General features: G+C 70.6%; 21 protein-coding genes and 1 riboswitch. Of the genes, 12 read left to right on the top strand and 9 right to left on the bottom strand.

Going from position 1 to position 23,744, the window contains the following annotated elements:
* Window positions 1-169 precede the first annotated feature (169 nt).
* On the top strand, window positions 170-1,042 hold the full coding sequence (locus QFZ58_RS06495) for a helix-turn-helix transcriptional regulator (protein ID WP_307123950.1): 873 nt from the start codon (window positions 170-172) through the stop codon (window positions 1,040-1,042).
* The gene (locus tag QFZ58_RS06490; protein WP_307123949.1) at window positions 1,039-1,293 is read left to right on the top strand and encodes a DUF397 domain-containing protein; all 255 of its coding nucleotides are present in this window, start codon (window positions 1,039-1,041) and stop codon (window positions 1,291-1,293) included. Before QFZ58_RS06495 ends, QFZ58_RS06490 begins: the two co-directional genes overlap by 4 nt.
* A gap of 248 nt (window positions 1,294-1,541) precedes the next feature.
* Here QFZ58_RS06490 and QFZ58_RS06485 read toward each other — a convergent pair whose 3' ends face one another.
* Together QFZ58_RS06485 and QFZ58_RS06480 are read right to left on the bottom strand one after the other, a co-directional pair.
* The gene (locus QFZ58_RS06485; RefSeq protein WP_307123948.1) at window positions 1,542-2,546 is read right to left on the bottom strand and encodes an NADP-dependent oxidoreductase; all 1,005 of its coding nucleotides are present in this window, start codon (window positions 2,544-2,546) and stop codon (window positions 1,542-1,544) included.
* A gap of 193 nt (window positions 2,547-2,739) precedes the next feature.
* Window positions 2,740-3,426, bottom strand: a complete 687-nt coding sequence (locus QFZ58_RS06480) for an SDR family oxidoreductase (RefSeq protein ID WP_307123947.1) — start codon at window positions 3,424-3,426, stop codon at window positions 2,740-2,742.
* A 113-nt stretch (window positions 3,427-3,539) separates the two neighbouring features.
* Between QFZ58_RS06480 and QFZ58_RS06475 the strand changes: the two genes are divergently transcribed.
* Complete coding sequence (locus tag QFZ58_RS06475; protein WP_307123946.1) at window positions 3,540-4,100, top strand: TetR/AcrR family transcriptional regulator; 561 nt, start codon at window positions 3,540-3,542, stop codon at window positions 4,098-4,100.
* A gap of 185 nt (window positions 4,101-4,285) precedes the next feature.
* Here QFZ58_RS06475 and QFZ58_RS06470 read toward each other — a convergent pair whose 3' ends face one another.
* On the bottom strand, window positions 4,286-4,555 hold the full coding sequence (locus QFZ58_RS06470) for a hypothetical protein (protein WP_307123945.1): 270 nt from the start codon (window positions 4,553-4,555) through the stop codon (window positions 4,286-4,288).
* Between the two features lie 289 nt (window positions 4,556-4,844).
* Here QFZ58_RS06470 and QFZ58_RS06465 point away from each other — a divergent pair, with 289 nt between their 5' ends.
* The gene (locus tag QFZ58_RS06465; protein WP_307123944.1) at window positions 4,845-5,474 is read left to right on the top strand and encodes a proteophosphoglycan 5; all 630 of its coding nucleotides are present in this window, start codon (window positions 4,845-4,847) and stop codon (window positions 5,472-5,474) included.
* Between the two features lie 204 nt (window positions 5,475-5,678).
* Here QFZ58_RS06465 and QFZ58_RS06460 read toward each other — a convergent pair whose 3' ends face one another.
* The 3 genes from QFZ58_RS06460 to QFZ58_RS06450 form a co-directional block, all read right to left on the bottom strand.
* Complete coding sequence (locus QFZ58_RS06460) at window positions 5,679-5,957, bottom strand: YrhK family protein (protein ID WP_307123943.1); 279 nt, start codon at window positions 5,955-5,957, stop codon at window positions 5,679-5,681.
* A 44-nt stretch (window positions 5,958-6,001) separates the two neighbouring features.
* Window positions 6,002-6,814 carry an SAM-dependent methyltransferase gene (locus QFZ58_RS06455; protein WP_307123942.1) on the bottom strand — a complete coding sequence of 271 codons (813 nt, stop codon included), beginning with the start codon at window positions 6,812-6,814 and terminating at the stop codon, window positions 6,002-6,004.
* Between the two features lie 111 nt (window positions 6,815-6,925).
* On the bottom strand, window positions 6,926-8,923 hold the full coding sequence (locus QFZ58_RS06450; RefSeq protein WP_307123941.1) for a family 43 glycosylhydrolase: 1,998 nt from the start codon (window positions 8,921-8,923) through the stop codon (window positions 6,926-6,928).
* Window positions 8,924-9,560: 637 nt separating this feature from the next.
* On the opposite strand from QFZ58_RS06450, the gene QFZ58_RS06445 reads away from it, so the two are divergent.
* The 8 genes from QFZ58_RS06445 to QFZ58_RS06410 all read left to right on the top strand — a co-directional run bounded on the left by QFZ58_RS06445 (window position 9,561) and on the right by QFZ58_RS06410 (window position 18,716).
* Window positions 9,561-10,841, top strand: coding sequence for a cytochrome P450 (locus QFZ58_RS06445; RefSeq protein WP_307123940.1), 1,281 nt, complete (start codon window positions 9,561-9,563; stop codon window positions 10,839-10,841).
* Window positions 10,838-12,061: a cytochrome P450 gene (locus tag QFZ58_RS06440; RefSeq protein ID WP_373428523.1), complete on the top strand. Its 1,224-nt coding sequence runs from the start codon at window positions 10,838-10,840 to the stop codon at window positions 12,059-12,061. The genes QFZ58_RS06445 and QFZ58_RS06440 overlap by 4 nt, the downstream gene beginning before the upstream one ends.
* 75 nt (window positions 12,062-12,136) lie before the next feature.
* A riboswitch (SAM riboswitch) is annotated at window positions 12,137-12,247 on the top strand.
* Between the two features lie 50 nt (window positions 12,248-12,297).
* Window positions 12,298-12,714, top strand: coding sequence for a hypothetical protein (locus tag QFZ58_RS06435; RefSeq protein ID WP_307123939.1), 417 nt, complete (start codon window positions 12,298-12,300; stop codon window positions 12,712-12,714).
* Window positions 12,715-12,978: 264 nt separating this feature from the next.
* Window positions 12,979-13,950 carry an arabinan endo-1,5-alpha-L-arabinosidase gene (locus QFZ58_RS06430; RefSeq protein ID WP_307123938.1) on the top strand — a complete coding sequence of 324 codons (972 nt, stop codon included), beginning with the start codon at window positions 12,979-12,981 and terminating at the stop codon, window positions 13,948-13,950.
* Complete coding sequence (locus QFZ58_RS06425; protein WP_307123937.1) at window positions 13,932-15,386, top strand: family 43 glycosylhydrolase; 1,455 nt, start codon at window positions 13,932-13,934, stop codon at window positions 15,384-15,386. Before QFZ58_RS06430 ends, QFZ58_RS06425 begins: the two co-directional genes overlap by 19 nt.
* A gap of 43 nt (window positions 15,387-15,429) precedes the next feature.
* Entirely contained in the window at window positions 15,430-16,263 is an 834-nt protein-coding gene (locus QFZ58_RS06420) for an ATP-grasp domain-containing protein (protein ID WP_307123936.1), read from the top strand.
* Between the two features lie 53 nt (window positions 16,264-16,316).
* A complete protein-coding gene (locus QFZ58_RS06415; RefSeq protein ID WP_307123935.1) occupies window positions 16,317-17,435 on the top strand; it encodes a pectinesterase family protein in 1,119 nt (372 codons plus the stop codon).
* Between the two features lie 273 nt (window positions 17,436-17,708).
* The gene (locus tag QFZ58_RS06410) at window positions 17,709-18,716 is read left to right on the top strand and encodes a LacI family DNA-binding transcriptional regulator (protein WP_307123934.1); all 1,008 of its coding nucleotides are present in this window, start codon (window positions 17,709-17,711) and stop codon (window positions 18,714-18,716) included.
* A gap of 88 nt (window positions 18,717-18,804) precedes the next feature.
* On the opposite strand, the gene QFZ58_RS06405 is transcribed toward QFZ58_RS06410, so the two are convergent.
* From QFZ58_RS06405 to QFZ58_RS06395, 3 genes are read right to left on the bottom strand one after another with little or no spacing between them, the layout of a single operon-like run.
* Window positions 18,805-19,512, bottom strand: a complete 708-nt coding sequence (locus QFZ58_RS06405) for a hypothetical protein (protein ID WP_307123933.1) — start codon at window positions 19,510-19,512, stop codon at window positions 18,805-18,807.
* Window positions 19,513-19,545: 33 nt separating this feature from the next.
* Entirely contained in the window at window positions 19,546-21,768 is a 2,223-nt protein-coding gene (locus QFZ58_RS06400) for a glycoside hydrolase N-terminal domain-containing protein (RefSeq protein ID WP_307123932.1), read from the bottom strand.
* Window positions 21,765-23,741, bottom strand: coding sequence for a beta-galactosidase (locus QFZ58_RS06395; protein ID WP_307128784.1), 1,977 nt, complete (start codon window positions 23,739-23,741; stop codon window positions 21,765-21,767). Before QFZ58_RS06395 ends, QFZ58_RS06400 begins: the two co-directional genes overlap by 4 nt.
* Window positions 23,742-23,744: the final 3 nt, after the last annotated feature.

The following is a 23,744-nucleotide window of genomic DNA, read 5'->3' as shown; positions in this document are numbered from 1 at the left end:
GTGCGCGTGCACGAATGGCTCGTTACGGTGCCGGAGTGGGACGAACCGGGGCGGGCGCTGCCTTACGGGCGGGCACCGCCGGTACAGGCGTCAGCTTGAAAAGCCTCCTTCGCGGGCTGGTTGTACGCGATGGGCCGAGGTGTGTACGTACGTGGGACAGGCGGTGGCGATGACGCAGGACGAGGCGGGCGTGGATGCGGGGGAAGGGGCGGAGCCCTCGTCCGGCAACCAGCCCGAGGGCAAGTCGGAGAACGGGGTGGCGGTCGTGTTCGGGCGGCAGTTGAAGCTGCTGCGGGTGCGGGCGGGGCTGGACCGGGTGGAGTTCGGGAAGCGGGTGGGGTACGCGGCCCAGTCGGTGGCCTCCTTCGAGCAGGGGCGACGCATCCCGCAGCCGGAGTTCGTCGACAAGGCGGACCGGGTGCTGGAGGCCGGTGGTCTGCTGGTGGCGTTGAAGGAGGAGCTGGCGCGGTCGCAGTACCCGGCGTTCTTCCGGGACATGGCGCGCCTGGAGGCTGAGGCCGTTGAGCTGTGCGCCTACGACACCCACATCGTCAATGGGCTGCTCCAGACCGAGGAGTACATGCGCGCTGTTCTGGCCATGCGGCGCCCGCTCCTTGATGAGGAGACGATTGAGCTGCGAGTTGGTGCCCGCATCGCGAGGCAGGACATCTTCAGCCGTTGGCCGGCTCCCTTGCTGAGCTTCGTGGTGGAGGAAGGCGCTCTTTGTAAACGCCTCGGTGGCAAGTCCGCGATGGGCGGGCAGCTTGAGCAGCTGCTTCTCTTCGGCGCCATGCGCAACGTGGAGTTGCAGTTGATGCCCATGGACCGCGAGGACAACGCGGGCGTGGACGGGCCGTACACCGTGATCACACGCAAGGGCGGGGAACAATTCGTGTACATGGAGGTCCAAGGGCGCAGCAACCTGCTTACGGACCGGGACGAGACCAGGCTGGCCGCAGCGCGCTATGGAATCATCCGGAGTCAGGCTCTCACTCCGCGAGAGACACTTAATTTCATCGAGAAGTTGCTGGGAGACCTATGAAGACCACCGATGCAACTGCCGAGCGGGATCTGGCTTGGTTCAAGAGCAGCTACAGCGGTGCTGAAGGCGGCCAGTGCCTGGAAGTCGCCTGGCGCTGGAGCAGTCGCAGCGGTGCAGAGGGCGGTGACTGCGTTGAGTTCGCCTCCGCGGCCACCCACGTGCACATCCGCGACTCGAAGCAGGCCGGCGGTCCCGTGCTGACCGTGGGGCCCGGCGCGTGGGCCGGCTTCGTCGGGCTCGTCGCAGGCTGAACACCATACGCGGGGCCCCGCTGCGCGCCGAACCGGCGTCGCGCCGGGGCCCTCCGCGTATATATATGGGGCCTACTCGTCCACGTTCTCCCCATCCGGCGGTGCGCAGAGCGCTGACGACCTGTTGCACGCGCCCCGGACTCCTGCGGCCCGGGTGGCGTCACCTGCGTATACCCGCTCGGATGCCCACGCCTCCCGGCAGGCACCGTCCCTTCAGGGACGGGAAGCGAGACCCGTCATCTGCCTTCTCACGTCATCGTGACGACGACTTTTCCGGCCTTCGCGCGGCCCTTCTCCACGTACTCCATGGCCTCCAGGGTCTGACCGAACGGAAAGACGCGGTCGACGACGGGACGGATGTGTCCGGCGTCGATGAGCGGCGTGAGTTCGCTCAACTGGCCGCCGTCGGCCTGCATGAACAGGAAGGAGTACGTCACACCGCGGCGTGCGGCGCGCCGCCGGGTCCCGAAGCTCAGCGCGCTCATCGCCAACCGGAGGACGGCGCTCGCGCCCAACTCGCGGGCGAGTGCCGCGTCGGGAGGACCCGCGATGCTGATGACCTGCCCGCCGGGCTTCAGCACCCGCAGTGACTTCCGCAGGGTCTCACCCCCGAGGGTGTCCAGGACGACGTCGTAGCCGTCCAGGACCGTCTCGAAGTCCTGTTTGCGGTAGTCGACGACGACGTCGGCGCCCAGTTCCCTCACCAGCTCGACCTTTGTCGTGCTCGCAGTGGTGGCCACGTGCGCACCCAGCTGTTTGGCCAGCTGGATGGCGATGGTGCCGACGCCGCCCGAGCCCGCGTGGACGAGGACCTTCTGGCCCGGCTGCACATGGGCCCGCTCGACCAGCGCCTGCCACGAGGTGAGGGCGACCAGGGGCAGGGATGCGGCCTCCGCCATGGTGAGGGCGGACGGTTTGGCCGCGACGTCGTCCTGGCGGACGGCGATGAGTTCCGCGAACGTGCCGATGCGGTCCTTGTCCGGGCGCGCGTACACCTCGTCGCCCACCGCGAACCGCGTGACGGCCGGCCCGACCTGGGTGACGACCCCGGCGAGGTCGTTGCCCAGGACGAACGGGAGACGGTACGGCAGGACCGCCTTGAAGTCCCCGTCGCGGAGCTTGAGATCGAGCGGATTGACGCTTGCCGCGTGGATCCGGACCAGGACGTCGTCGGCACCCACCTGCGGAGTGGGTATCTCACGGGCGCGCATCCCGTCCTTGTCGCCGTACCGCTCGACCATGAAGGCCTGCATCGTCGTCTCCGCTTCTCGTCCGCGAGGGCACAGGCCCTCGTCCACCGTCCATCCTCGGCTTCTTTCCGCAGGAGGCACTGTGTTGCGTGTACTTCGGTGTGGCGTGTACTTCGGATCCGTGGCGTCGCTCGCCGATACGGCGCATCGCGCCGATCGGGACGAGCACGCTCACGGGCCGGGCGGCGGGTGTCCGTCAGGCCACGTCGGGCGAGGTGGCCAGGCTCTGCTTGACGTACCGGGTGGTCTCGTCGGCGAGGATCTCGAGCAGGCCGGATTCGATGCCCTGCAGGGCCTGGGCGGCGACGTCGGCGGGGTCGGCCTTCTGCTCGGCGGGGATACCCGCGGCCATGTCGGTGGCCATGTATCCGACGTGGAGCGCCGAGACGGTGATGCCGCGCGGCGCCAGTTCCTCCCGGGACGCGTCGGTCAGCGCCCATGCGGCGGCCTTGGCCGCGGCGTAGGACCCGAGACCGGCCGGGTGCAACCAGGACAGCACGGAGAGGACGTTGAGCACGGTGCCGCCGCCATTGCCTGCCAGGACAGGGGTGAAGGCCCGCGTCACGGCGAGCGGACCGAAGAAGTTCGTCTCCATCTCCAGACGCACCGCGTCCAGGTCGCCCGCGATCAGCGGTGTGGCGGTGGAGATGCCCGCGTTGTTCACCAGCAGCGTCGCATCGGACGCGGTACGGGCAGCCGCCCGGATCGACTCCTCGTCCGTCACGTCCAGCCGTAGGGGGATGACGCCCGGCAGGTCCATGGTCTCGGGGCGGCGGGCCGCTCCGTACACCTTTGCACCGCGCTGCAGGAGCTGTGAGGCCAGATGGCGGCCGAGCCCCCGATTGGCTCCGGTGACCACGGCGACCGCGTCCTTCAGGTCCATGTCTGCTCCCAGGATCTGTGGGCCGGAGCGGCCCACTCATTTAGATTACAACCATAATCTAAACACTGGTCTAGGATAGATGCCAATCGACATCCAACAGCGGGAGGTGGCAGATGGGCCGCGTATCGCAGGCGCAAGCCGAGGAGAACCGCCAGCGGGTCGTGGAAACCGCCTCCCGGCTGTTCCGGGAGCAGGGGACCCAGGTCAGCGTCGCCGACCTCATGAGGGCGTCCGGCCTGACCCACGGCGGCTTCTACAAGCAGTTCGCCTCCAAGGAGGCGCTCATCGACGAAGCCACCGCCCACGCGTTCGAAGGGCTCACCCGGCTCCGCGACGCCGGGCTCGAACAGCACGAAGGCCGGCGTGAGGCCGCCCAGCAAGCGCTGATCGACGCCTATCTCTCCTCGGAGCACCGCGACAACGTGGCGGAGGGCTGCCCCACCGCAGCGCTCGCCGCCGACATGTCGCGTGGGCTGGGCGACCGTGACGCCCACCGCGTCTACACCGAGGGAGTGCGCGACTTCGCCGCTTGGCTCGCCACCGAGGACCAGGACGGCATCACCCGGCTGTGCACCATGGTCGGCGCGCTGGTCCTCGCCCGGGCCACCACCGGCACCCCGCTCTCCGAGGAGATCCTCACCGCGGCGCACACCGCGTTGACGGAAACCGGCTGATCAGGGGCGGGGCGTGGGACGGCGCGGCGGGATCACACGCGTGCGGTGGGGACGGGAGCTCGCTGCCCGGCACGACCGGAAGACGAACCGCGCGCCCAGGCCGGTCCTGCCCGCGGCCCGGAGCCGGGCGGGTGCCGGTCGGCGTACGGTCCGGCACATCGAGCGGTGAACCGTACGGGCGGACGTCAGAGGAGCGGGGTGAGCTTCTTCGCCGTACTGCAGTGCTTCGTCCGCCCGTGCCGCCACAGCTGTACCGCGGTCAGCGTGAGGAGCGCGGCGAACACCACGAGGAAGACGCCGGCGATCACCGTCTGCCGACCGCCTCCCTCCGCCGAGTCGTCCAGGGAGAGCAGGCCGAAGGCCGACAGCAGCATCCCCGCCACGTATACAGAGCGGACGCGCCGCAGCTGCCGCACCGCACGAGGAGCAAGAGCAACACGCTTCACGAGAGCCATGCTCGCCTCTTTACCCCCTCTGCGGGCGTTGAGACGTCGATCGTGCGGCCAACTGCGTTGTGGCGACCGCTCCATAGGGACGACCGGCGCATTTCCGGCGGGGAGGCGCACCGCGCGTGACAGACGCCGTTTCCCGGGCATCAGAAGGGCTGACCCGTCACTCCCTTTCTCCTGTCACTCGATCCCCTCTCGCTTGATCCCGCGTCCCCCCGTCACTCGTCCCCCCCCGTCACTCGTCCCCCCCCGTCACTCGTTCCCCTCGTCACTCGACCCCCGTGAGGAGCCGGCCGTGGCCCTGGTGCAGCTCGACCTACCCGACCCGATGGCGATGCGGGGGCGGTGGGCGGCACTCGCCGCTGTGCAGGCCGCCGCCGGGCACGGTGAGCGCTGCCAGGCGCTCTGGCCGCTGTGGCACTACGACGACGGGCACGGCAGTTGGGCCGACCTGCATCACCTCGACGAAGGGCGCGCGGTCCTGCTCGGGCAGGACCGGAACGACTCCGAGACCTTCTACGCCGAGGGCGCCGACTTCTTCGAGGAGACGGAGACCGACCTGCTGGCCGGTGCGCCCGAGTGGTGGGAACCGCCCGTGAGGCGGGTCCGGGACGCGGAGCTGTTCCTCGGCTTCGCCTACGGCTTCGACGGGAGCACGTGGCAGCGCGCCCGGTACGACCTCGAGGACGGGTTCACGAGTGTGGGGCTGCCCGCGCTCAGCGCCGGCCGGACCCGGGAGGCGATCGACACCGTCGTCCGGCACGTGCGGGACGCTGGTGGGGGTGAGCCGTCCCGCGAGTCGATCGACGCGCTGATCGCCGCCGACGGCGAGGTCGATGCCGCTCTGGTGGCCGCCGTCGCCCCTTCCGCCGACTGGGACGTGGAGGCCGGGGCAGCGGCGGCGCGCGGGTTCCTCGCGGTCTGATCGGGCAGGGACGAACAGCCGGAGCACGACCTGGCGGCCGACGGCATCACGGGCGGCGACCGCGCACGACGTCGGCTCACCGAGACGACGGGCCGGTACGAGGACGCCCAGGTGGCCCAGGGTGTCCTGATGCGCAGCTCGCGGCCTGGCCGGTCGCAGCCGGACGGCCGTGGGGAGCGACGGTGCCCATGTGCGGGCAGGCAGTCAGTAGTCCTGTGCGCTGTCGGGGGGCGCGGCAGCGGGCGAGTCGGACCCCGATGCGCGGGATCGGACGTTCCGGAGGTGCACGTGGCGGGTGAGGCGGATAGCGGGCCGGACGAGCAGTTCGACACTGCCGATGAGGAAGCACCATGTACCGGCAGTGGTCCACTGATCGGAGAAGAACATGATGCTGCCGACGATGAACCATAGGGCGATGAGGACGTCGTTGGCGATGCTGGCGGCTTCGTACCGCCTTCGGACGACGGGCTCCTCGCTCCCCATGTGGATGACCAGTGACGTGCTTCCCCTCCGCCCGGGTATCCGGATCAGCTCGGCCGCACCGGCTTGCGGGCGACGGCACACCACATGGGCAGGGTGTCGTCCGGTGTGTCGGACGGGCCCGGGCGCCAGCGGGTCAGAGTGACGACTCCCGGTTCCTGGAGCTCCAGGCCGTCGCAGAAGCGCTGGACCTGTGCCCGGGTGCGGGGGGTGGCCGAAGCGTGCTCGGCGGCACGCTCGTTGTAGATGCGCATGGATTCGGCGACCTCCGGAGTGGTGACGTCGGCGGCCGGATGGGACAGGACCAGGTAACTGCCCGGGGCGAGGCGGTCGAGCAGCCGCCGGGTGATGTCCCAGGGGTCCTCGGCATCCTTGATGTACTGCAGGATCGCCACCAGCATGAGGCCGACGGGCTGTTCCAGATCCAGGGTGCGGGAGGCCGCGCCGAGAATCGTGTCCACGTCCCGTGCGTCGGCCTGCACGTAATCGGTCTGTCCCTCGGGGCCGCTGACCAGCAGCGCCCGGGCGTGGGAGAGCACGATCGGGTCGTTGTCGACATAGACGACACGTGATGCGGGCGCGGCCTGCTGGGCCACCTCGTGGGTGTTGTCCGCCGCCGGGATGCCCGTGCCGATGTCGAGGAACTGGCGGACACCGGCCGCCGCGAGGTGACGTACGGCGCGGCCGAGGAAAGCGCGGTTGGCCCGGACCGACGGCACGATCGTCGGGTTGGCCCGGGCGGCGAGCTCGGCTGCCTCCTCGTCCACCGTGTAGTGGTCCTTGCCGCCCAGCCAGACGTTGTAGACGCGGGCGGGGTGGGCGGTCGTGGGATGCGGCGCGGGCAGCGCGTGGTCGTTCATCGTCTGTCACCTCGTGGTGCCAAGAGGCCTGATCGGACTCGGGGTTCGACACGGTACCCCCATGATCCACCGGTCCGGCCGGGCGCCGCCCGGCCGGACCGCCTCACCTGGTCACCAGGCCCTGAAGGTGGCCTCCGGCCGCTCCGCGGCAGCGACGTCGTCGACGTACAGCAGCGCCTCGCGGTGCCGCAGGTAGCGGCCGGGCGCGCTGTACGACTCGAAGGACACCAGCGACGGATCGGAGAGCCCCGGTACGCGGCGCCACGTCGCATCCGTGCGGAAGCCGGCGTCATCGGTCCGCGCGTCGATCCACACCTCCCCGTCCCGCTGTCGCAGGAAGGTGCCGGGGAAGTTGACGGACTCCAGTGAAACGGCCGAAGGGTCCGCCAGGCCGGGGACGACCTTCCACTGCGTGTCGGCGTACGGCGTGACGTCGGGATCGACCCGGCCGCGGCTCCACGCGTGCCGGACGAACCGGTTCGGTACGTCGGCCGCCTCGAAGCTGAACACGTTGGAGCGGATCGAGACGTTGTCGAAGCGTGCGAGAGGTGTGCTGGGGGCCGTTGCGCCGGTGTCCGGCGTCAGCCGGGTGGCCCGTAGGCCGTTGGCACCGGAACCGAACGAGGCGTCCACCGTGCTGATCTTCGGCTTGGCCATGTCGTCGACGTAGACTGTGAGGGACGCCCCGATCGCCTCGATCCTCACGTGGTGGGTCTTGCCGACCGCCCCCGCCGACCGGGTCGTCGCCAGCGGGGTCCGTTCGTCGCCCGTCGCCTTGCCGAGGGTCAGGCGGTTCGCGCCGAGTTCGGCGTAGTAACCGCGGAAGCCGCCCTCGGCGCCGGCCTCCGGCTGCGTGACGCGGAAGACGAGCCCCGATGCGCTGCGGCCGTGCCGCAGGGTCACGTCGGCCTCGTAGACGAGGTCCGAGAAGTCGGTGTCCTGGAGGGCCAGGCCGCCGGAGACCGACGCGGCGGAATACGCGCCGCCCTTCGGAGCCCAGTCGGCGCCGCCGTAGGTGCGCCAGCCGACGGCGTTGTCGTCGTCGAAGTCGTCCTTGACCTTCATGGTCACCGGCCGGATCGTGCCGTCCTCGTCGAAGTGGATCCGGTCGTAGGCGAGAGCCCGGTGGTTGCCGTCGGTCTCGCTCAGCGGGCGGCGGTGGTAGACGATGTACCAGATGTCGGTGCCCGGTACGTTGACGACCGAGTTGTGCCCGGAACCACGGGCGACGGCCGGGTCCTGGGCCAGCACCTTGCCGATCTTCTTGAACGGTCCCGTCGGGGAGTCCGACATCGCGTACGACACCGAGTAGTCCGGGCCGGTCCAGCCGCCTTCGGACCACATCATGTAGTACGTGCCGCCGCGCTTGAACATGAAGGAACCCTCGACGTAGTTCTCCGGGGTGATCTCCTTGTAGGTCGATCCGTCGGGGAAGGTGCCGAGACTGGTCATGTCCGGGTTCAGCCTGACGACGTTCGCGTGGCCCCATCCGCCGTAGTACATGTACGCCTGGCCGTCGTCGTCGATGAAGACGTCCTGGTCGATCGGCTGGGCGCCGTTGTGGAACCGGGAGATGAGCGGACCGCCGACGGCGTCCTTGTACGGGCCCTCGGGGCGGTCGGCGACCGCGACGCCGATTCCACCGAGCTCGGAGTTGTTCTGGATGTCGTTGGCGGCGAAGTACAGGTAGTACTTGCCGTCGCGGAAGACCGGTGCGGGCGCCCACAACGCGTACTCGGCCCAGGAGACGTCGGCGATGTCCAGCACCTTGGGGTGCTTGGTCCAGTGCACCATGTCCGTCGAGGAGAACGCGTCCATGAAGGTCTGTTCGCCGTAGCTCCGGGACGTCGTCGGGAAGATCCAGAAGCGGTCGCCGTAGACCGCGACATCCGGATCGGCGTACCACCCGTCGACGATCGGGTTTCCTGACTCGGCCGTACTTGGGGCCAAGGGGGCGGCCGTGCGGTCGGCGGCCGTGCGGTCATCGGCCGTGCCTGCGGCGGCCGGGTGGCCGGGGCCCGGGAGGTCGGCTCCGACGGACGGGGACGCGAAGCCGGCCAGCAGGGCGGCGGCCAGGACGACGGAGAGTCTGCGGACTATGCGCACCATGGATCGAGGAGCCTTTCTCGTGTGTGACAACGTTGTCCGGACGAGATGCCGCGCAACACGACGGACAGGGCCACGGAGGAGCCGGCTGCCGCCCGGGCGTTGCGACCGGCGGGCGTTCAGGAGGGTTCGAGGGCGCGGGCGTTGCGTCGAGGGCGGCCGGGCACCTGTGCGGCGGGCCGGCCGGTGGTCCGGGCGTCTTGGGGGGTGTACTACGTTGGAAATTCCGGCGATGTGCAGCATGACAACATGGGCACGGTCCTGTGTCCACCCCGCGCTCACACCATTGCGGGCTCCCCGCGGCGGGTGGTCGAACGCCTCACTCCGCCGAGGGCACCCCGGACCCACCGGCTCGTCCCCCACTGCGCGCACATGAAGGCGGGCACACCCCCGCGCTTCGCACGCGTGCGGTGAGCCCGGTCGCGGCCGGCCCGGGAACTTCGGCCGCCACAGGTGCGAGACGTGCGGACGAAGCGCGTGCGGGTGCGCCGCCGAGCCGGCCCCACCCTGCCTCGGGGGCGGACGGATCGGGCGACCGGTCCCGTGATCACTCCCCAAAGCTTCACGCAACCTCCCTATAGTGGGGCCGCGTTGATCGTATGGCCGCAACGCGCGAAGCCGTCTCCCGGGAGCCCGTACGATGACGAACCCCTCCTTATCCGCCGCGCCCGCGTCCGGCGGCGGCTGCCCGGCGCACGCCGCGACCGACCCCGTGCCGCTCGGCGGGCCGGAGTTCCACACCGCGCCGCAGGCCCTGTACCGCAGTATGCGGCACGCGTACGGCCCCGTGGTGCCCGTCGAGCTCCCCGGTGGCTTCCCCGCCTGGCTCGTCGTCGGCTACCGCGAGCTCCACCAGGTCACCAGCGACGGCGAACTGTTCCCGCGGGACGTCGGGCTCTGGAACCAGTGGGAGCACATCCCCGAGGACTGGCCGCTCCTGCCCATGGTCGGGCGGCCCATGCCGTCCATCTACTTCACCGCGGGCGCCGAGCACCGGCGGCACTCCGACATGGTGGTGCCCGCGCTCGAAGGCTCGAACCCGTTCGAGATCCGCGGCCACTGCGAGCAACTCGCCGACCGGCTCGTCGACGACATGTGCAGCCGGGGCACGGCCGATCTCGTCGCGGACTTCGCGGAGCCGCTGCCCGTCCTCGTCCTCGCCCGCCTCGTCGGCTTCCCCGACGCGGAAGGGGCGGACATCGCCCGGGTCCTCAAAGATTTGGCCGACGGGGGCCCCGGAGCACAGGAGGCGTACGGGCGGTTCGGTGAGCACATGCGGCGTCTCGTGGCCGCCAAGCGGGCCGTGCCCGGGGACGACATCACCTCCCGCATGCTCGCCGACCCGGAGCCCTTCACGGACGAGGAGTACGCACTCGACCTGATGGCCGTCACGGCCGCCGGGCACCTCACCACCGCCGACTGGATCAGCAACTCCCTGCGGCTGATGCTCACCGAGGACCAGTTCGCCGACTCCCTCTCCGGCGGCCGGCGCAGCGTCGGCGAGGCCATGAACGAAGTGCTGTGGGAGGAGAGCCCGACGCAGATCCTCGCCGGCCGCTGGGCGGTCCGGGACACCCGGCTCGGCGGACGGACGATCCGGGCCGGTGACATGCTCCTCCTCGGCCTGGGGGCCGCCAACACCGACCCGTCGGTACGGCAGGACCTGGGAGGCGCCCACCACGCGAGCAACGGCTCGCACCTGGCGTTCAGCCACGGTGAGTACCGCTGCCCCTTCCCCGCCCAGGAGATCGCCGAGACGATCGCCCGTACCGGTATCGAGGTCCTCCTCGACCGGCTGCCCGATCTCCGGCTCGCCGTCCCCGCCGAGGACCTGGTCCGCCGGCCGTCCGCCTTCCTGCGCGGGATGAACGCGCTGCCCGTCCGGTTCGCCCCCGTACGTACGACAGGAGACCTGCTGTGACCTGCCCGCACGCCACCGTCGTCATCGACCCCATGGTCCAGGACCTCGACGGAGAGACCGAACAGCTGTGCCGAGCCGAACCACTCACCCGCATCGAGCTCCTCGGCGTGCCGGCGTGGACCGTCACCCGGCACGCGGAGGCACGCCAACTCCTGGTCGACAACCGGCTGGTGAAGAACCTGGACGCGTGGGGGCTCTGGCGCAGCGGTGAGGTGACCCACGAGTGGCCGCTGATCGGCATGATCGACGCCGGACGTTCCATGTTCACCGTGGACGGGGAGGAGCACCGGCGGCTGCGGACCAAGACCTCCCAGGCGCTCACCCCGCGCCGGCTGGAGGCGGTCCGCCCGGACATCGAGAGGTTCACCGAGGAACTGCTGGACGCGCTCGCCGAGCAGGGCAGGGACGGTGTCGTCGACCTCAAGGCCGTCTTCGCGCAGCCCCTTCCGATGCGGGTGGTCGGCCTGCTGATGGGGGTGGACCGGTCCCTGCACCCCATGCTGACACGGCAGTACAAGGCCTTCTTCTCCATGCTCACCCCGCAGGAGGAGCGGCTGGCACTGCTCGCGGAGCTGGATGTCTTCTACGCCGAACTGGTACGTGAGAAGACGGCGCGCCCCACGGACGACCTCACCAGCGCGCTGATCACGGCCGAGGAGGGCGGGGAGCCGCTCACCGAGGAGGAGGTCGTCGGCAACCTCAAGGCGATGGTGGCCGCCGGGCACGAGACCACGATCGGGCTCATCCTCAACGCCGTACGCGCGCTGCTCGCCCACCCGGACCAGCTGGAGAAGGTCCTGGAAGGGGAGGTCTCCTGGGAGTCGGTGGTCGAGGAGACGCTGCGCTGGGACACCCCCACCACCCACCTGTTGATGCGGTTCGCGACCGAGGACGTCCAGGTCGGCGAGCAGACGATCGCCGCAGGGGAGGGGGTCGTGATCTCCTACCGGGCCATCGGCAGGGACACCGCGCAGCACGGGGAGGACGCCGACGCCTTCGACGTCACCCGGCCGGCGCCCATCCGGCACATGACCTTCGGGCACGGCCCCCACATCTGCCCCGGAGCCGCGCTGTCCCGGGTGGAGGCCGGTATCGCGCTGCGCGCGCTGTTCGGCCGGTTCCCGGACATGAAGCTCGCGATACCCGACGACGAGATCCGCAAGCTGCCGGTGATGACGCAGAACGACATGGAGGCGTTCCCGGTGCTCCTGCACGGCTGAGGCGTCATGTGGCCGGTGTCACGGGGACGTTGCGCACGCCGTGACGCCGTCTCGGCTGCTGTTACGCTTTTGACGGGTCATGAGTTCCAGTGGAAAGCCCCGGCTGGCTGGACGGCACCCCGCTCCGCTGCGGGTGCTCCGGGTGACGACCTGCCCCGCGCGGCACCGCGCGGGGAACAGCGGACCACCGGGGACGGGCCCCCGGGGTCCACGACCCCGGAAGGCAGGCGACGGCCGTGCTCCCTCACCTCGACCACCGCGACGGCTGCACCATGTACGCACCCGGCCACCACGTCCACTGGATCCACGCCAAGAAGTGTGTCCAGGAGCCCGGGCGGGCCGTCGAACTGCTGCTGACCTCCGGCGACGTGCGTGACGACGGCTGGCTGGGTCTGCGGGCGGCGTTCGATCACGCGGAGGAGCTCCCCGCGGTGTGGATGCACGCACCCACCGACCTGCGGGAGTTGCTGGCGGGGCACCGGGGCCGTGTGTTCTGGCTGCCGCGCTGGCACGCCCTGCGGTTCGTCGGCCTCGACGGCGAGGCGACCGGGCTGGTGAACGTCGGGACCGAGGGCGGCCCCCTGTGCGCGACCGTCGCCCCGGCCTCGCGGCGCACGGACTCCGGGCGCGGGGACTTCACCTACGGTCTGTAGTTCCGTCAGGTGGTCCCGGCCACGCTGCGACGGCGTCCGGTTCGGTATTCCGGACGCCATCGCATTTTTCTCCTGACGCGCGCGCCGAACGTGCGCGATCCGTTGACGCAAGGTGCGTTCGATTCTACGGTCCCGTCCGAGCTCCCGATCGCCATTCGGCATCTCGAACGTCCACATGGCAGGTGCATGGCAACTCGTGTGCCCTCCGTGGTGACTGCCCGAGCGCCCCCGGCCCCCCCCCGGATCACGACCAAGGAAGTGCTCATGAGCCGCATCCCGAGAAGAACCCTCGCCGCCCTGCCCGTCGCCCTTCTGCTGGCCCTCGTGCCAGGCAGCGCGTCCGCCTACCCCAACCCCGGCGTGGTCAGCGGTGACATCGTCGTCCACGACCCCAGCATGGTCCGCAGCTCGTCCGGCCTGTACCTGCTCTACTCCACCGGGGAGGGCCTCCAGCTCCGCACCTCCACCGACCGCACGGCCTTCGGCCGCTCCGGCAACGCCTTCACCACAAAGCCGAGCTGGTGGAAGAACTACTCCTCGGCCTCCGACCCCTGGGCCCCGGACATCTCGTACCGCAACGGCAAGTATTTGATGTACTACGCCGTCTCGTCCTTCGGCAGCAACACCTCGGCCATCGGTCTGGCCGGCTCCACCACCGGCCAGGCCGGCAGCTGGAGCGACTACGGCATCGTGTACACGTCGAACTCGTCGAGCGACTACAACGCCATCGACCCCAACCTCTTCGTGGACGACGACGGCGCGTGGTGGCTCTCCTTCGGCTCCTGGTGGACCGGGATCAAGATGATCCGCATCGACCCGTCGACCGGGAAGCAGCACTCCGGCGACACGGCCCGCCGCTCGCTCGCCTCCCGGCCCACCGGCACCAAGGCCGTCGAGGCGCCCTCGGTCGTGAAGCGCAACGGCTACTACTACCTCTTCGCCTCCTACGACACCTGCTGCGCGGGCACCAGCTCCACGTACAAGATCAAGGTGGGCCGGGCCACCAGCGTCACCGGCCCCTACAAGGACCGCAACGGCGTCAGCATGCTCAGCAACGGCGGCACACCCGTCATGGAGTCGCACGGCCGCTACATCGGCCCCGGCGGCCAGTCGATCCTGGCCGACTCCGACGGCGACCTGCTCGTCTACCACTACTACGACGGCCAGGACAACGGCACCCCGAAGCTCGGCGTCAACCTACTGAACTGGAGCAGCGGATGGCCCGTCGCCTACTGATCCTGCTGAGCGCCCTCCTGCTGGCGGCGGCCCTGGGGCAGCCGGCATCGGCGTCGGCGGCCGAGGGTCGTCCGTACACCAACCCGGTCAAGGCGCAGAAGGGCGCCGATCCCTGGATCTCGTACCACGACGGCAACTACCACCTGGTGTCGACGAGCTGGACCGACGTCATCACCATGCGGAAGTCGCCGACACTGGCCGGCCTCGCGACCGCGCCGAGCGTGCAGGTGTGGCAGGGCGACGCGGCCTCCCGCTGCTGCAACATCTGGGCCCCCGAACTGCACCGGTCGGGCGACCGCTGGTACCTGTACTACGTGGCCGGCCAGAACGTCACCGACTACAACCCCACGCAGCGCGTACACGTGCTGGAGAGCGCGGGCCCGGACCCGATGGGGCCCTACACGTACAGGAACCAGCTGGGCAGCGGCTGGATGCTCGACCCGAGCGTGCTCACGGTCGACGGGTCCCTGTACCTGCTGGGCAGCGCGAGCGGCGGCGGCACGCAGAACCTCGTCATCGCGCCGATGTCGAATCCGTACACGCTGAGCGGCTCCTTCTCGACGATCTCGACGCCCGGCCATGGCTGGGAGAAGTCGGGGGGCACGGTCAACGAGGGGCCCGAGGTGCTCCAGCGGGGCGGGAAGACGTTCATCGTCTACTCCGCGAGCGGCTGCTGGACCCCCGACTACACACTGGGGCAGCTCACACTGACCGGTTCCGACCCGCGCTCCGCGTCCTCGTGGACGAAGAAGTCCACCCCGGTCTTCCAGCGGAACGACGCCGCCGGGGTCTACGGGCCGGGCCACAACGGCTTCTTCACCTCGCCCGACGGAACGGAGAGCTGGATCGTCTACCACGCCAACGACTCGGCGTCCGACGGCTGCGACAACGGACGGACGACGAGGGCGCAGAAGTTCACCTGGAACGCCGACGGCACCCCGAACCTCGGCACTCCCGTCGGCCTCGGTACGACGGCGGCCGGGCCTTCCGGGGAGACGGCGGCCACCCCGGCCGCTTACACCGTCGTCAGCCGGGCCACCGGGAAGTGTCTCGACGTGAGCGGTGGCTCGACGGCCGACGGGGCCGACGTGCGGCAGTGGACGTGCAACGGCGGCGCACAGCAGAAATGGCGTGTCGAGGACCGCGGCGACGACACCAGCCGGCTGGTGAACGTCGCGACGGGCAAGGTGCTGGACACGGCGGACTGCTCCGCCGCCGACGGCGCCGACCTGCGTCAGTGGTCGTGGCTCGACAACACCTGCCAGCGCTTCCGCTTCCTCACCACCGCGGCGGGAGGATGGGTGCGCATCGTCAACCAGGCCACCGGGAAGGTGGCCGACGTGGCGGGCTGCTCGACGGCCGACGGCGCGGACGTACGGCAGTGGAGCTGGCTGAACAACACCTGCCAGCAGTGGAAGCTGACACCGGCCGCCTGAACACGCCGCAGCGTGCGGGCGCGGACCCGTACGCTGCGGTGTCATGGCCGCGCTCCTCGCACTCGCTCCTCACCGCTCCACCACGGCCGGACTGCTGGCGGGGGCGGCGCGGGAGCGCGGCATGGACGTCATGGTCCTGCCGCGGTGCGGCGTCCCGGAGCGGCCGCCGGTGAACGAGGGCGCGCATTACTACGGCGGCCCGCACTTCGCCTCCGGCGTCGTCGGCCCCCTCGGAATCTCCCTGCTGGAGCCGGGGGAGAGGTGGCTGGACAGCCTGCCCCACGCGTTCACCGGACGCCGGGTCGAGAGCGTCCCGCTCTCCGTGGCGCGCCGCGCCGACGGCCCGTTCTTCGCGAAGCCTCCCACCGACAAGAGCTTTCCCGCCGCCGTGTACGAGAACGGTGGCGCACTCCCGGGACCTCTCGCACACCCGGCACGTCCGGCACCGCTGGGCGACTCGCTGGTGCAGCTCAGCGAAGTGGTCATCTGGACACGGGAGTTCCGGCTCTTTCTGCTCGACGGCCGGATACGGACAGGATCGCAGTACGCCACCTTCGGACGGCTGGACGCTGTCCCGTTGCGGGGCCATCGGGACGAGGCCGCCGTCCAGGACTTCGCGCGGCAGCTGACGGACGCGGCCGGGGACACCCTGCCCAGCGGTGTCGTCGTCGACATCGGGGTCCTGCGGCGACCCGGGGGCGGGGACGCCGGGCAGTGGGCGGTCGTCGAGGCCAACATGGCCTGGTTCAGCAACGTGTACGCCGCCGAGCCCGCCCGCGCCCTGGACGTGGTGCTCCGCTCGGCAGGGCCCCGCGCTGCGGTCCGCGAACGCGACGCCCGATTTCACCGGCGACCGCCCCGGCAACCTTTGCCGTGACGGTGGCGACTACTGCCCGCACCCCCACTTCCCCACACGGAACGGATTCCGACATGGCAGCGAAGCGACGGCGTACCGCGTTCCGTCCCGGCCGAGGCACGGCACTGCTGGCGGGGGCGACCGCCCTGCTGGCCGTCACAGGACCGGTCCAGGCGTCCGGGGCGGTGCGGGCGGACGGCCGAGGACAGGGGCAGGCGCACGGCGTGGCAGCCGCCGCCGTGCTCACCGTCGCCAAGGACGGCAGCGGGCAGTACACGACCGTGCAGGCCGCGGTGAACGCGATCGCGGCGGGCAACACCGCTCGCGTCACCGTCTCCATCAAGCCCGGCACCTACCGCGAGACCGTGAAGATCCCCGAGACCAAGCAGAACGTCACCCTGCAGGGCAGCGGATCGAGCCGCAAGGACACCGTCATCGTCTACGGCAACGCCTCCGGCACGCAGAAGCCCGACGGCTCGGGCACGTACGGGACGAGCGGCAGCGCCACCGTCGCGGCCGAGGCGAACGGTTTCCAGGCCCGCAACCTCACGATCTCCAACGACTTCGACGAGGCCGCGCACCAGGACATGAGCGCACGCCAGGCGGTCGCCCTGCGCACCGCCGCCGACAAGGTCCTCCTCGACTCCCTCATCGTCACCGGGGACCAGGACACCCTGCTGCTCGACACGGCCTCCAAGGCCTCCCTGGGTCGCGTCCTCATGACCAACTCCTATGTCATCGGCAACGTCGACTTCATCTTCGGGCGGGCCAGCGCGGTGATCGACAGGTCGGTCATCACGCTGAAGAAGCGGTGGGACGGCAGTTCGGCCGGCTACGTCGTGGCGCCCAGCACGGCCGCCGGCCGCAAGGGTTTCCTCATCGTCGGCTCGACCGTCAACGGCGACGTCTCCGCCTCCTCCTTCTTTCTCGGGCGGCCGTGGCACGCCGGCGGTGACACCTCGCTCGACCCCATGGCCACCTTCCGTGACACCACCCTCGGCGCCGCCGTCAAGTCCGCCCCGTGGACCGACATGAGCGGCTTCTCATGGCGGGACGACCACTTCGCCGAGTACCGGAACTCCGGTCCGGGTGCGGGCCAGGCGAGCGGTGACCGGCCCCAGCTCTCGGATTCCGCGGCAGCCGGTCAGGAGGCCGCCGACTGGCTGGGTGACTGGACACCTTCGGCGTCCTGAGCCACGGTGTGGGAGGGGACGGTCGTTCCCCGGGCGCGGAAAGGACCGCGCCCGGTGCGGACGGGCACGGCACGCAGTGTGGACAGCGGAATCGAAGCGCTTCGACGGTGCCCCGGAACGACTCTGGACAGCATCTGTGAGCGAGTCTAAGGTTCACGGTGTCTGTGCATGTCAGAGCAGAGGGCGAGGTGGGAGCGGAGTGCTGTTGAAGCGCTTCACCACCTCCCGTCCTCTCCTCTCTCTCTTCTCCCCTCGTCCGTAATGGAGAGCTGAATGGTCACGCTTGCCGAGGTCGCCCAGCACGCCGGAGTCTCCGCGAGCACGGTGAGCTACGTCCTCAGCGGAAAGCGGTCGATCTCCGCCACCACCCGGGAGCGGGTGGAACACAGCATCCAGCAGCTCGGCTACCACCCCAATGCGGGCGCGCGGGCACTCGCCAGCAGTAGATCCAACATCATCGCGCTGATGGTTCCGCTGCGCACCGACATGTACGTGCCGGTGATGATGGAGATCGCCATCGCCGTCGCCACGACCGCCCGCACACACGGGTACGACGTGCTGCTCCTCACCGGTGAGGAGGGCCCCGCGGCCGTGCGGCGGATCGCCGGGAGTTCGCTCGCGGACGCGATGATCCTCATGGACGTCGAACTGCACGACGAACGGCTGCCGCTGCTGCGCGAGTCCGGGCGGACGGCCGTCCTCATCGGCCTGCCCGCCGACAGGACCGGGCTGACCTGCGTCGACCTCGACTTCGAGGCGACCGGCGCCCTCTGCGTCGACCATCTCGCGGGGCTCGGGCACAGGGACATCGCGGTGATCGGGGAAGCGGCCGCGGTCTACGAGCGGCACACCGGTTTCGCCGAACGGACCGTGGACGGCATACGGGCCAAGGCGCAGGAGGCGGGCGTCAGGGTCCTGCACCGGCCGTGCGAGGGCGGGTACGCGGCGATGGCCGGCACGCTGGCCCGGATCTTCGACGAGCGGCCGGCCACCACCGGGTTCGTCGTACAGAACGAGGCCGCGGTCGAGCCGCTGCTCAACCTGCTGCAGCAGCAGGGGCGCGCGGTGCCGGAGGACGTGTCCGTCGTGGCCATCTGCCCCGAACAGGTGGCGACGCAGGCGTCGGTGCGGCTCACGTCCGTGGCCATCCCCGCGCAGGAGATGGGACGCCGGGCCGTGGAGCAGGTGGTGGCCAAGCTCGCGGGCCGGGATACGGACGAGGTGGAACTGCTCGAACCGGTTCTGACGGTGCGCGCGAGCACGGGGCCGGCTCCGGCCTGAGCGCTGCCGGCCTCCCGCACCCGTCGGGAACGCGCCCCGGCACGGGGTACGGAGAACGGGCCGGGGGGATCCCCCCGGCCCGCCCGGATCAGCGCGACGAGACGTTGAAGCCGTTGGTCACGAAGTTCAGGCCGCCCGACGACGAGGTGATCTCGTACCCGAACTGCACGTCACCGATGGTCTCGTTGCCCCACCAGCCCTTGGTGTCCTTGATCCACTTGAGGATGGGCAGGACGTTCACGGTGCCGGAGGACGAGTCGGAGGTCCGTAGGAACGAGAAGACCTCGTTGGCCCCGTTGCTGCCCTTGTAGACGGTCCAGGTGTGGCCGCCCAGGCTGACGGTCCCCTGCGAGGTGCCGAGCGGGCCGACCGCGCCGTTGTAGTTCACCCAGAGCATCACCTCGTAGTCGTAGTCCGTGTCCCAGATGTCGTACGACGTGTTGTACGCCCCGGAGGACGGGACGGTCACGTTGTAGCCGCTGGTCAGCGAGGACAGTGAGTCGATCGGCTTGTTGACGACCTTCTTGGCGTTGGGGTACGACTTGATGCCGCCGGTGTTCGGGTGGTTCGCCGTGACGCCCCAGTTGCTCGACGAGTTGGCCCAGATGGTCTGGGTGCCCGCTCCCGAGCCCCAGATGTTGTTGTAGAGGGTGTACCCGTCGGACGTGGTGTAGTTGCCCCACTGGTCCGAGGAGGTCCATACCGCCGCGTGGGCGGGTGCGGCCGCGAAGCCGATCAGTGCGGCCACGGCCGCGGTCGGGGCCAGGAGCAGCCGGGTCAGGGTGGGTCGTGCCATGGGGTGTTCCTTCCATGTGGGGATGGAGGACTGCTACCGCGGCCCCAGGGTGAGGACGCGGTCCACGCCGGCCGTCAGCTCCAGCGGAGCCGGGGGATCTCCGGCGGGGGTCTCGGTGAGGGTGTGGCCGTCGCCCGTACGCAGGTCGACGCGCGCGTCACGGGTGGGGCGCAGGACAGCCGTGGCGCCGCCGTCCGACCAGCTCAGGTCCAGCCCCGCCCCGAACCGGGTGCGCAGACCCCGGAGTTCACCGGCGGGACAGGCCGCCGGAAGGGCGGGCAGCAGGACGAGTCGGCCGGGTGTCGACTGGACGAGCGCCTCGATGACGGCGGCGGGCAGGGCGTGCGCCGCGTCCGCGTTGTAGACGTTGCGGGACGGATAGTGGGCGCTCATCAGCGAGTCGTGGAAGAAGTCGCCGCCCAGTACGGCGTCCAGGGCGGCCGACACACGCGCCGGGTCCCGCAGCCGGGCCGCGATCAGGGCGTGGTGCAGGTGGCCGTGGGCGGAGTCGTTCTCGGACCCGCGCAGTTCCAGGGCGCGATGTGCGGCCCGGGCCGGCTGCGGGGTGTCGTACGGATTGATCTCGTCCAGCGGCCAGACCGGGTAGAGATGGCTGAGGTGGCGGTGGTCGTACGTCTCCGCCAGGCCCGGCCACGCCCACTCGGCGAGCGCCCCGTCCTCGTTCACCAGGTGGTCGGGAAGCCGGTCGGCCAGAGCGCGCCACCGGCCTGCCGACGGGTGGCCCGGGGCGTGTGCCGCGGCCGTGGTCAGGGCGTGGCGGGCCGCGGCGATGTCCATCGTGGCGTTGACCGTGCCCCAGCTCGCGTTGGCCGGACGGTTCTCCGGGGAGTACGAGGGCACCACGGCCACCCGCCCGTCCGGGTCCTCGCGCGTGAGGAAGTCTTCGTAGAACAGGGCCACCTCGACGAGTGCGGCGGTCAGCCGGGGGTCCGGCGTGCCCGTCGTCACCTCGGCGTGTTCCAGGAGCGGCTGCAGCAGCCAGTCCGCCCCGGCCGTCCACAGGTGCAGCGGGTAGGCCCGCTGGAAGTGGCGCGTGTGCCCCGACTCGCCGTCCGTGTGGGACGGGGCGACGATGCCCCGCGCCCCGAAGAGCGCCCGGGCGTTGTCCTGCCAGTCGGCCAGCTGGCCGTGAACCAGGGCGGCGTGCGCCTCGGTCACCTCCGGCAGGGCGGCGCTCGCCGCCGAGGCGATCTGGAGGTTGAGGTTGGCGTTCGTGGTGAACGCCCCGGACCAGGCCGTCTCCCAGTCACCGGTCCACAGCCCGGTCAGGCGGGGAGGCAGCAGCCCCGAGGAGGAGAGCAGGTGGTAGCGGCCCGCAGCGAAGAGTCGTTCCAGGAGCGCCGGGCTCTTCGGGGTGCGCAGCAGCGCGCTGCCGGGCAGATCCCGCTCGCGGGCCGCTTCCCGCAGCGTCAACGTGGTACGCCCGTACGCCGTGCGGTGCAGCGGGCGGTGACGGGAGAGCAGGGCGTCGTAGTCCTCGTGCGGCAGGGCCGCCCAGAGCGCCGCGAGGTCCGGGTGGCCGCCGGCCCCGCGCCGGACGCGGGTCGTCAGCGTGAGACTCCGCGCGCCCTCGACGCGGATGCCCTCGTCCGCCACGTGCACCGTCCCACCGTCCACGCGGGCCACGGTGACTCCCGTGTACGCGACGTCGCTGCCCGGGTAACCGATCCGCAGAGCCAGGTTCGCGCCTTCCGGGGTCAGCACGGTCGTACGGCCGACCGCCAGCTGAGCCGGTGCGCCGGGCAGGGCGTGGTCCAGGAAGAGATGGGCGCTCAGGCCGAGGTCGGTGATGTGCTGCACGATCACGTCGTCCGCCCGCGACACGAAGACACGGCTGCGCCAGGCCTCGTACGACGCCGTCACCTCGCCGGTCGTGAAGTCGACCTCGCGCCGGTAGCCGGCGACCGCCTCGTGCAGGCCCCGGTCGCGGCGGACGCGGGTCTGGAACGCCGGATGGAAGGGCTGCACCCATACGAGAGGGTGCCCCGCACCGAACCCCTCGGCCGCTGTCACGTCCCCGGCCAGCAGCGCGTCCTGGAGGCGGCCGAGGCCGTCCGCGAGCTCCGGCGGCCGGACGTTCTCGCTGCCGTTGGGCCGGACCAGGGTGTGGTGGTCGACGATCACCCGGTCGTCCCCCGGATCGCCGTACACCATGGCCCCGTGATGCCCGTTGCCACTGAGGAAGGCGTCCTCCCAGCGGGTGGCGGGGGCGGGCTCCCACGTACCGTCGATCATGCCGAGACGTCTCTGAGCGCTGCCACACCGAAGCGGCCCAACTCCACGACGCCGTCATGCTCCACGCCCGTGAGTACGTCCAGGTGACGGCCCGCCACATTCACCGGTGTGAGGGACCTGCCGTGGTTCAGCAGGAAGAGCAGGGAGCCGCGGCGCACCGCCTCCACCCCGGCGGGCAGCCCCTCCACCACCGGGCGCACGCCCGCCCCGTCCGCCACCCGGCCGAGCAGGTCACGCAGCGCCTCCGGCTCGGGGAGCGTCGAGACGTACCAGGCCGTGTCCTTGCGGAGCACCGCGGGGAGCCCGTCCAGCTCGCCACCCCGGTACGCGGAGACGGTCTCGGCGTTCCCGTCGGGCTCCAGTTCCTCCGACCACAGGGTGCCGCGGAAGCCGTCGCACTGCACCGTCGCGTCCGCGTCCAGCGGCCACCACTCGTGCACCGTGCGGATGCCGAACAGCTCACGCAGGCGGCTGTCCATGCCACCCGGCCTGATCCGGTTGTCGGCGTCCGCGACGCCGGTGAAGAACCCGCAGACGAGCGTGCCGCCGGCCCCGGCGTACCGGACCAGGTTGTCGATCGCCGCGTCGTCGAGCAGGTAGAGCTGCGGAACGACGACGAGGCGGTAGGCGCTCAGGTCCGCCCCCGGGCGGGCGAACTCCGTCGCGATACCGCTCTCCCACAACCCCCGGTGCCAGGCACGCACGAGGTCGGGGTACTCGACGAGCGAGGAGGGGCGGCCCTCCTGGGCGCTCGCCCACCAGGCGTCCCAGTCGTGAAGCACGGCGACGTCGGCAGGCCCGGCCGCGTCCGCCATCTCCGGTCCGAGCAGCGCCAGTTCGGCGCCGATACGCTTGACCTCCTGAAAGGTGCGCCCGTGTTCACCGGCGTGGCCGAGCATGCCGGAGTGGAACTTCTCGGCACCCTGGCGGGACTGGCGCCACTGGAAGTAGCAGACGGCGTCCGCGCCCCTGGCGACGGCCTGGAGCGACCAGAGCCGGTTGAGCCCGGCCGGTTTGGGGTGGTTGACCTCCCGCCAGTTGACCGCGCCCGCGGACTGCTCCATCAGCATCCACGGGCCCGCGGCCTGCCCGCGCGTCATGTCGGCGAGCATCGCGTTGTACTGGCCGCCCTGCGGGTCCTGCGGGTCCGGATAGATGTCGACGGAGACGACGTCCTCCTGCTCCGCCCACGCCCAGCCGTCCTGGCCCGACCACAGCGGCATGAAGTTGGTGGTCACCGGGATGTGCGGGGTGTGCCGTGCGACGATGTCCCGTTCGGCGACGTAACACTCCATCAGGGCGTCGGACGTGAAGCGTCTGAAGTCCAGCACCTGTGCCGGGTTCTTCATGTACTGCGCCCTGCGCGGAGGCAGGATCTGCGCCCAGGTGTCGTAGCGCTGGCTCCAGAAGGCGCTTCCCCACGCCTCGTTGAGCGCGTCGGTGGTCCTGTACCGGGCGGCCAGCCAGCGACGGAAGTGGGCGGCCGTCTCGTCGCACCAGCAGTGGGTGCAGTACTCGTTGTTGATGTGCCACACGGTGAGCGCCGGGTGTCCGGCATACCGTGCCGCGAGGTCCTCGGTGAGTGCGGCGGCGTGACGGCGGTAGACCGGCGAGCTCGGGCAGAAGTGCTGCCGCGAGCCGTACGAGACCACCGTGCCGTCCTCGGCGCGCGGCAGCGTCTCCGGGTGCAGCGCGCCCATCCACGGCGGCGGCGACGACGTCGGGGTGGCGAGGACCACCCCGATCCCGTGTGCGTGCATCAGGTCCATCAGCCGGTCCAGCCAGCCGAACTCCCGCGCCCCGGGGCGGGGTTCGATCATGGCCCAGGAGAAGACGCCGAGGGTGACGGAGTTGACCCCCGCCTCCTTCATCAGCCGGACGTCGTCGGCCCACACGTCCTCGGGCCACTGCTCCGGGTTGTAGTCGCCTCCGAAGAGGATGCGGCCACGGGTGGCGTCGTGCAGGGACGGCATGGA

The organism is Streptomyces sp. B1I3 (genome assembly GCF_030816615.1).
Classification (GTDB): Bacteria; Actinomycetota; Actinomycetes; order Streptomycetales; family Streptomycetaceae; genus Streptomyces.
This window is presented reverse-complemented; position numbering and strand designations above follow the sequence as displayed.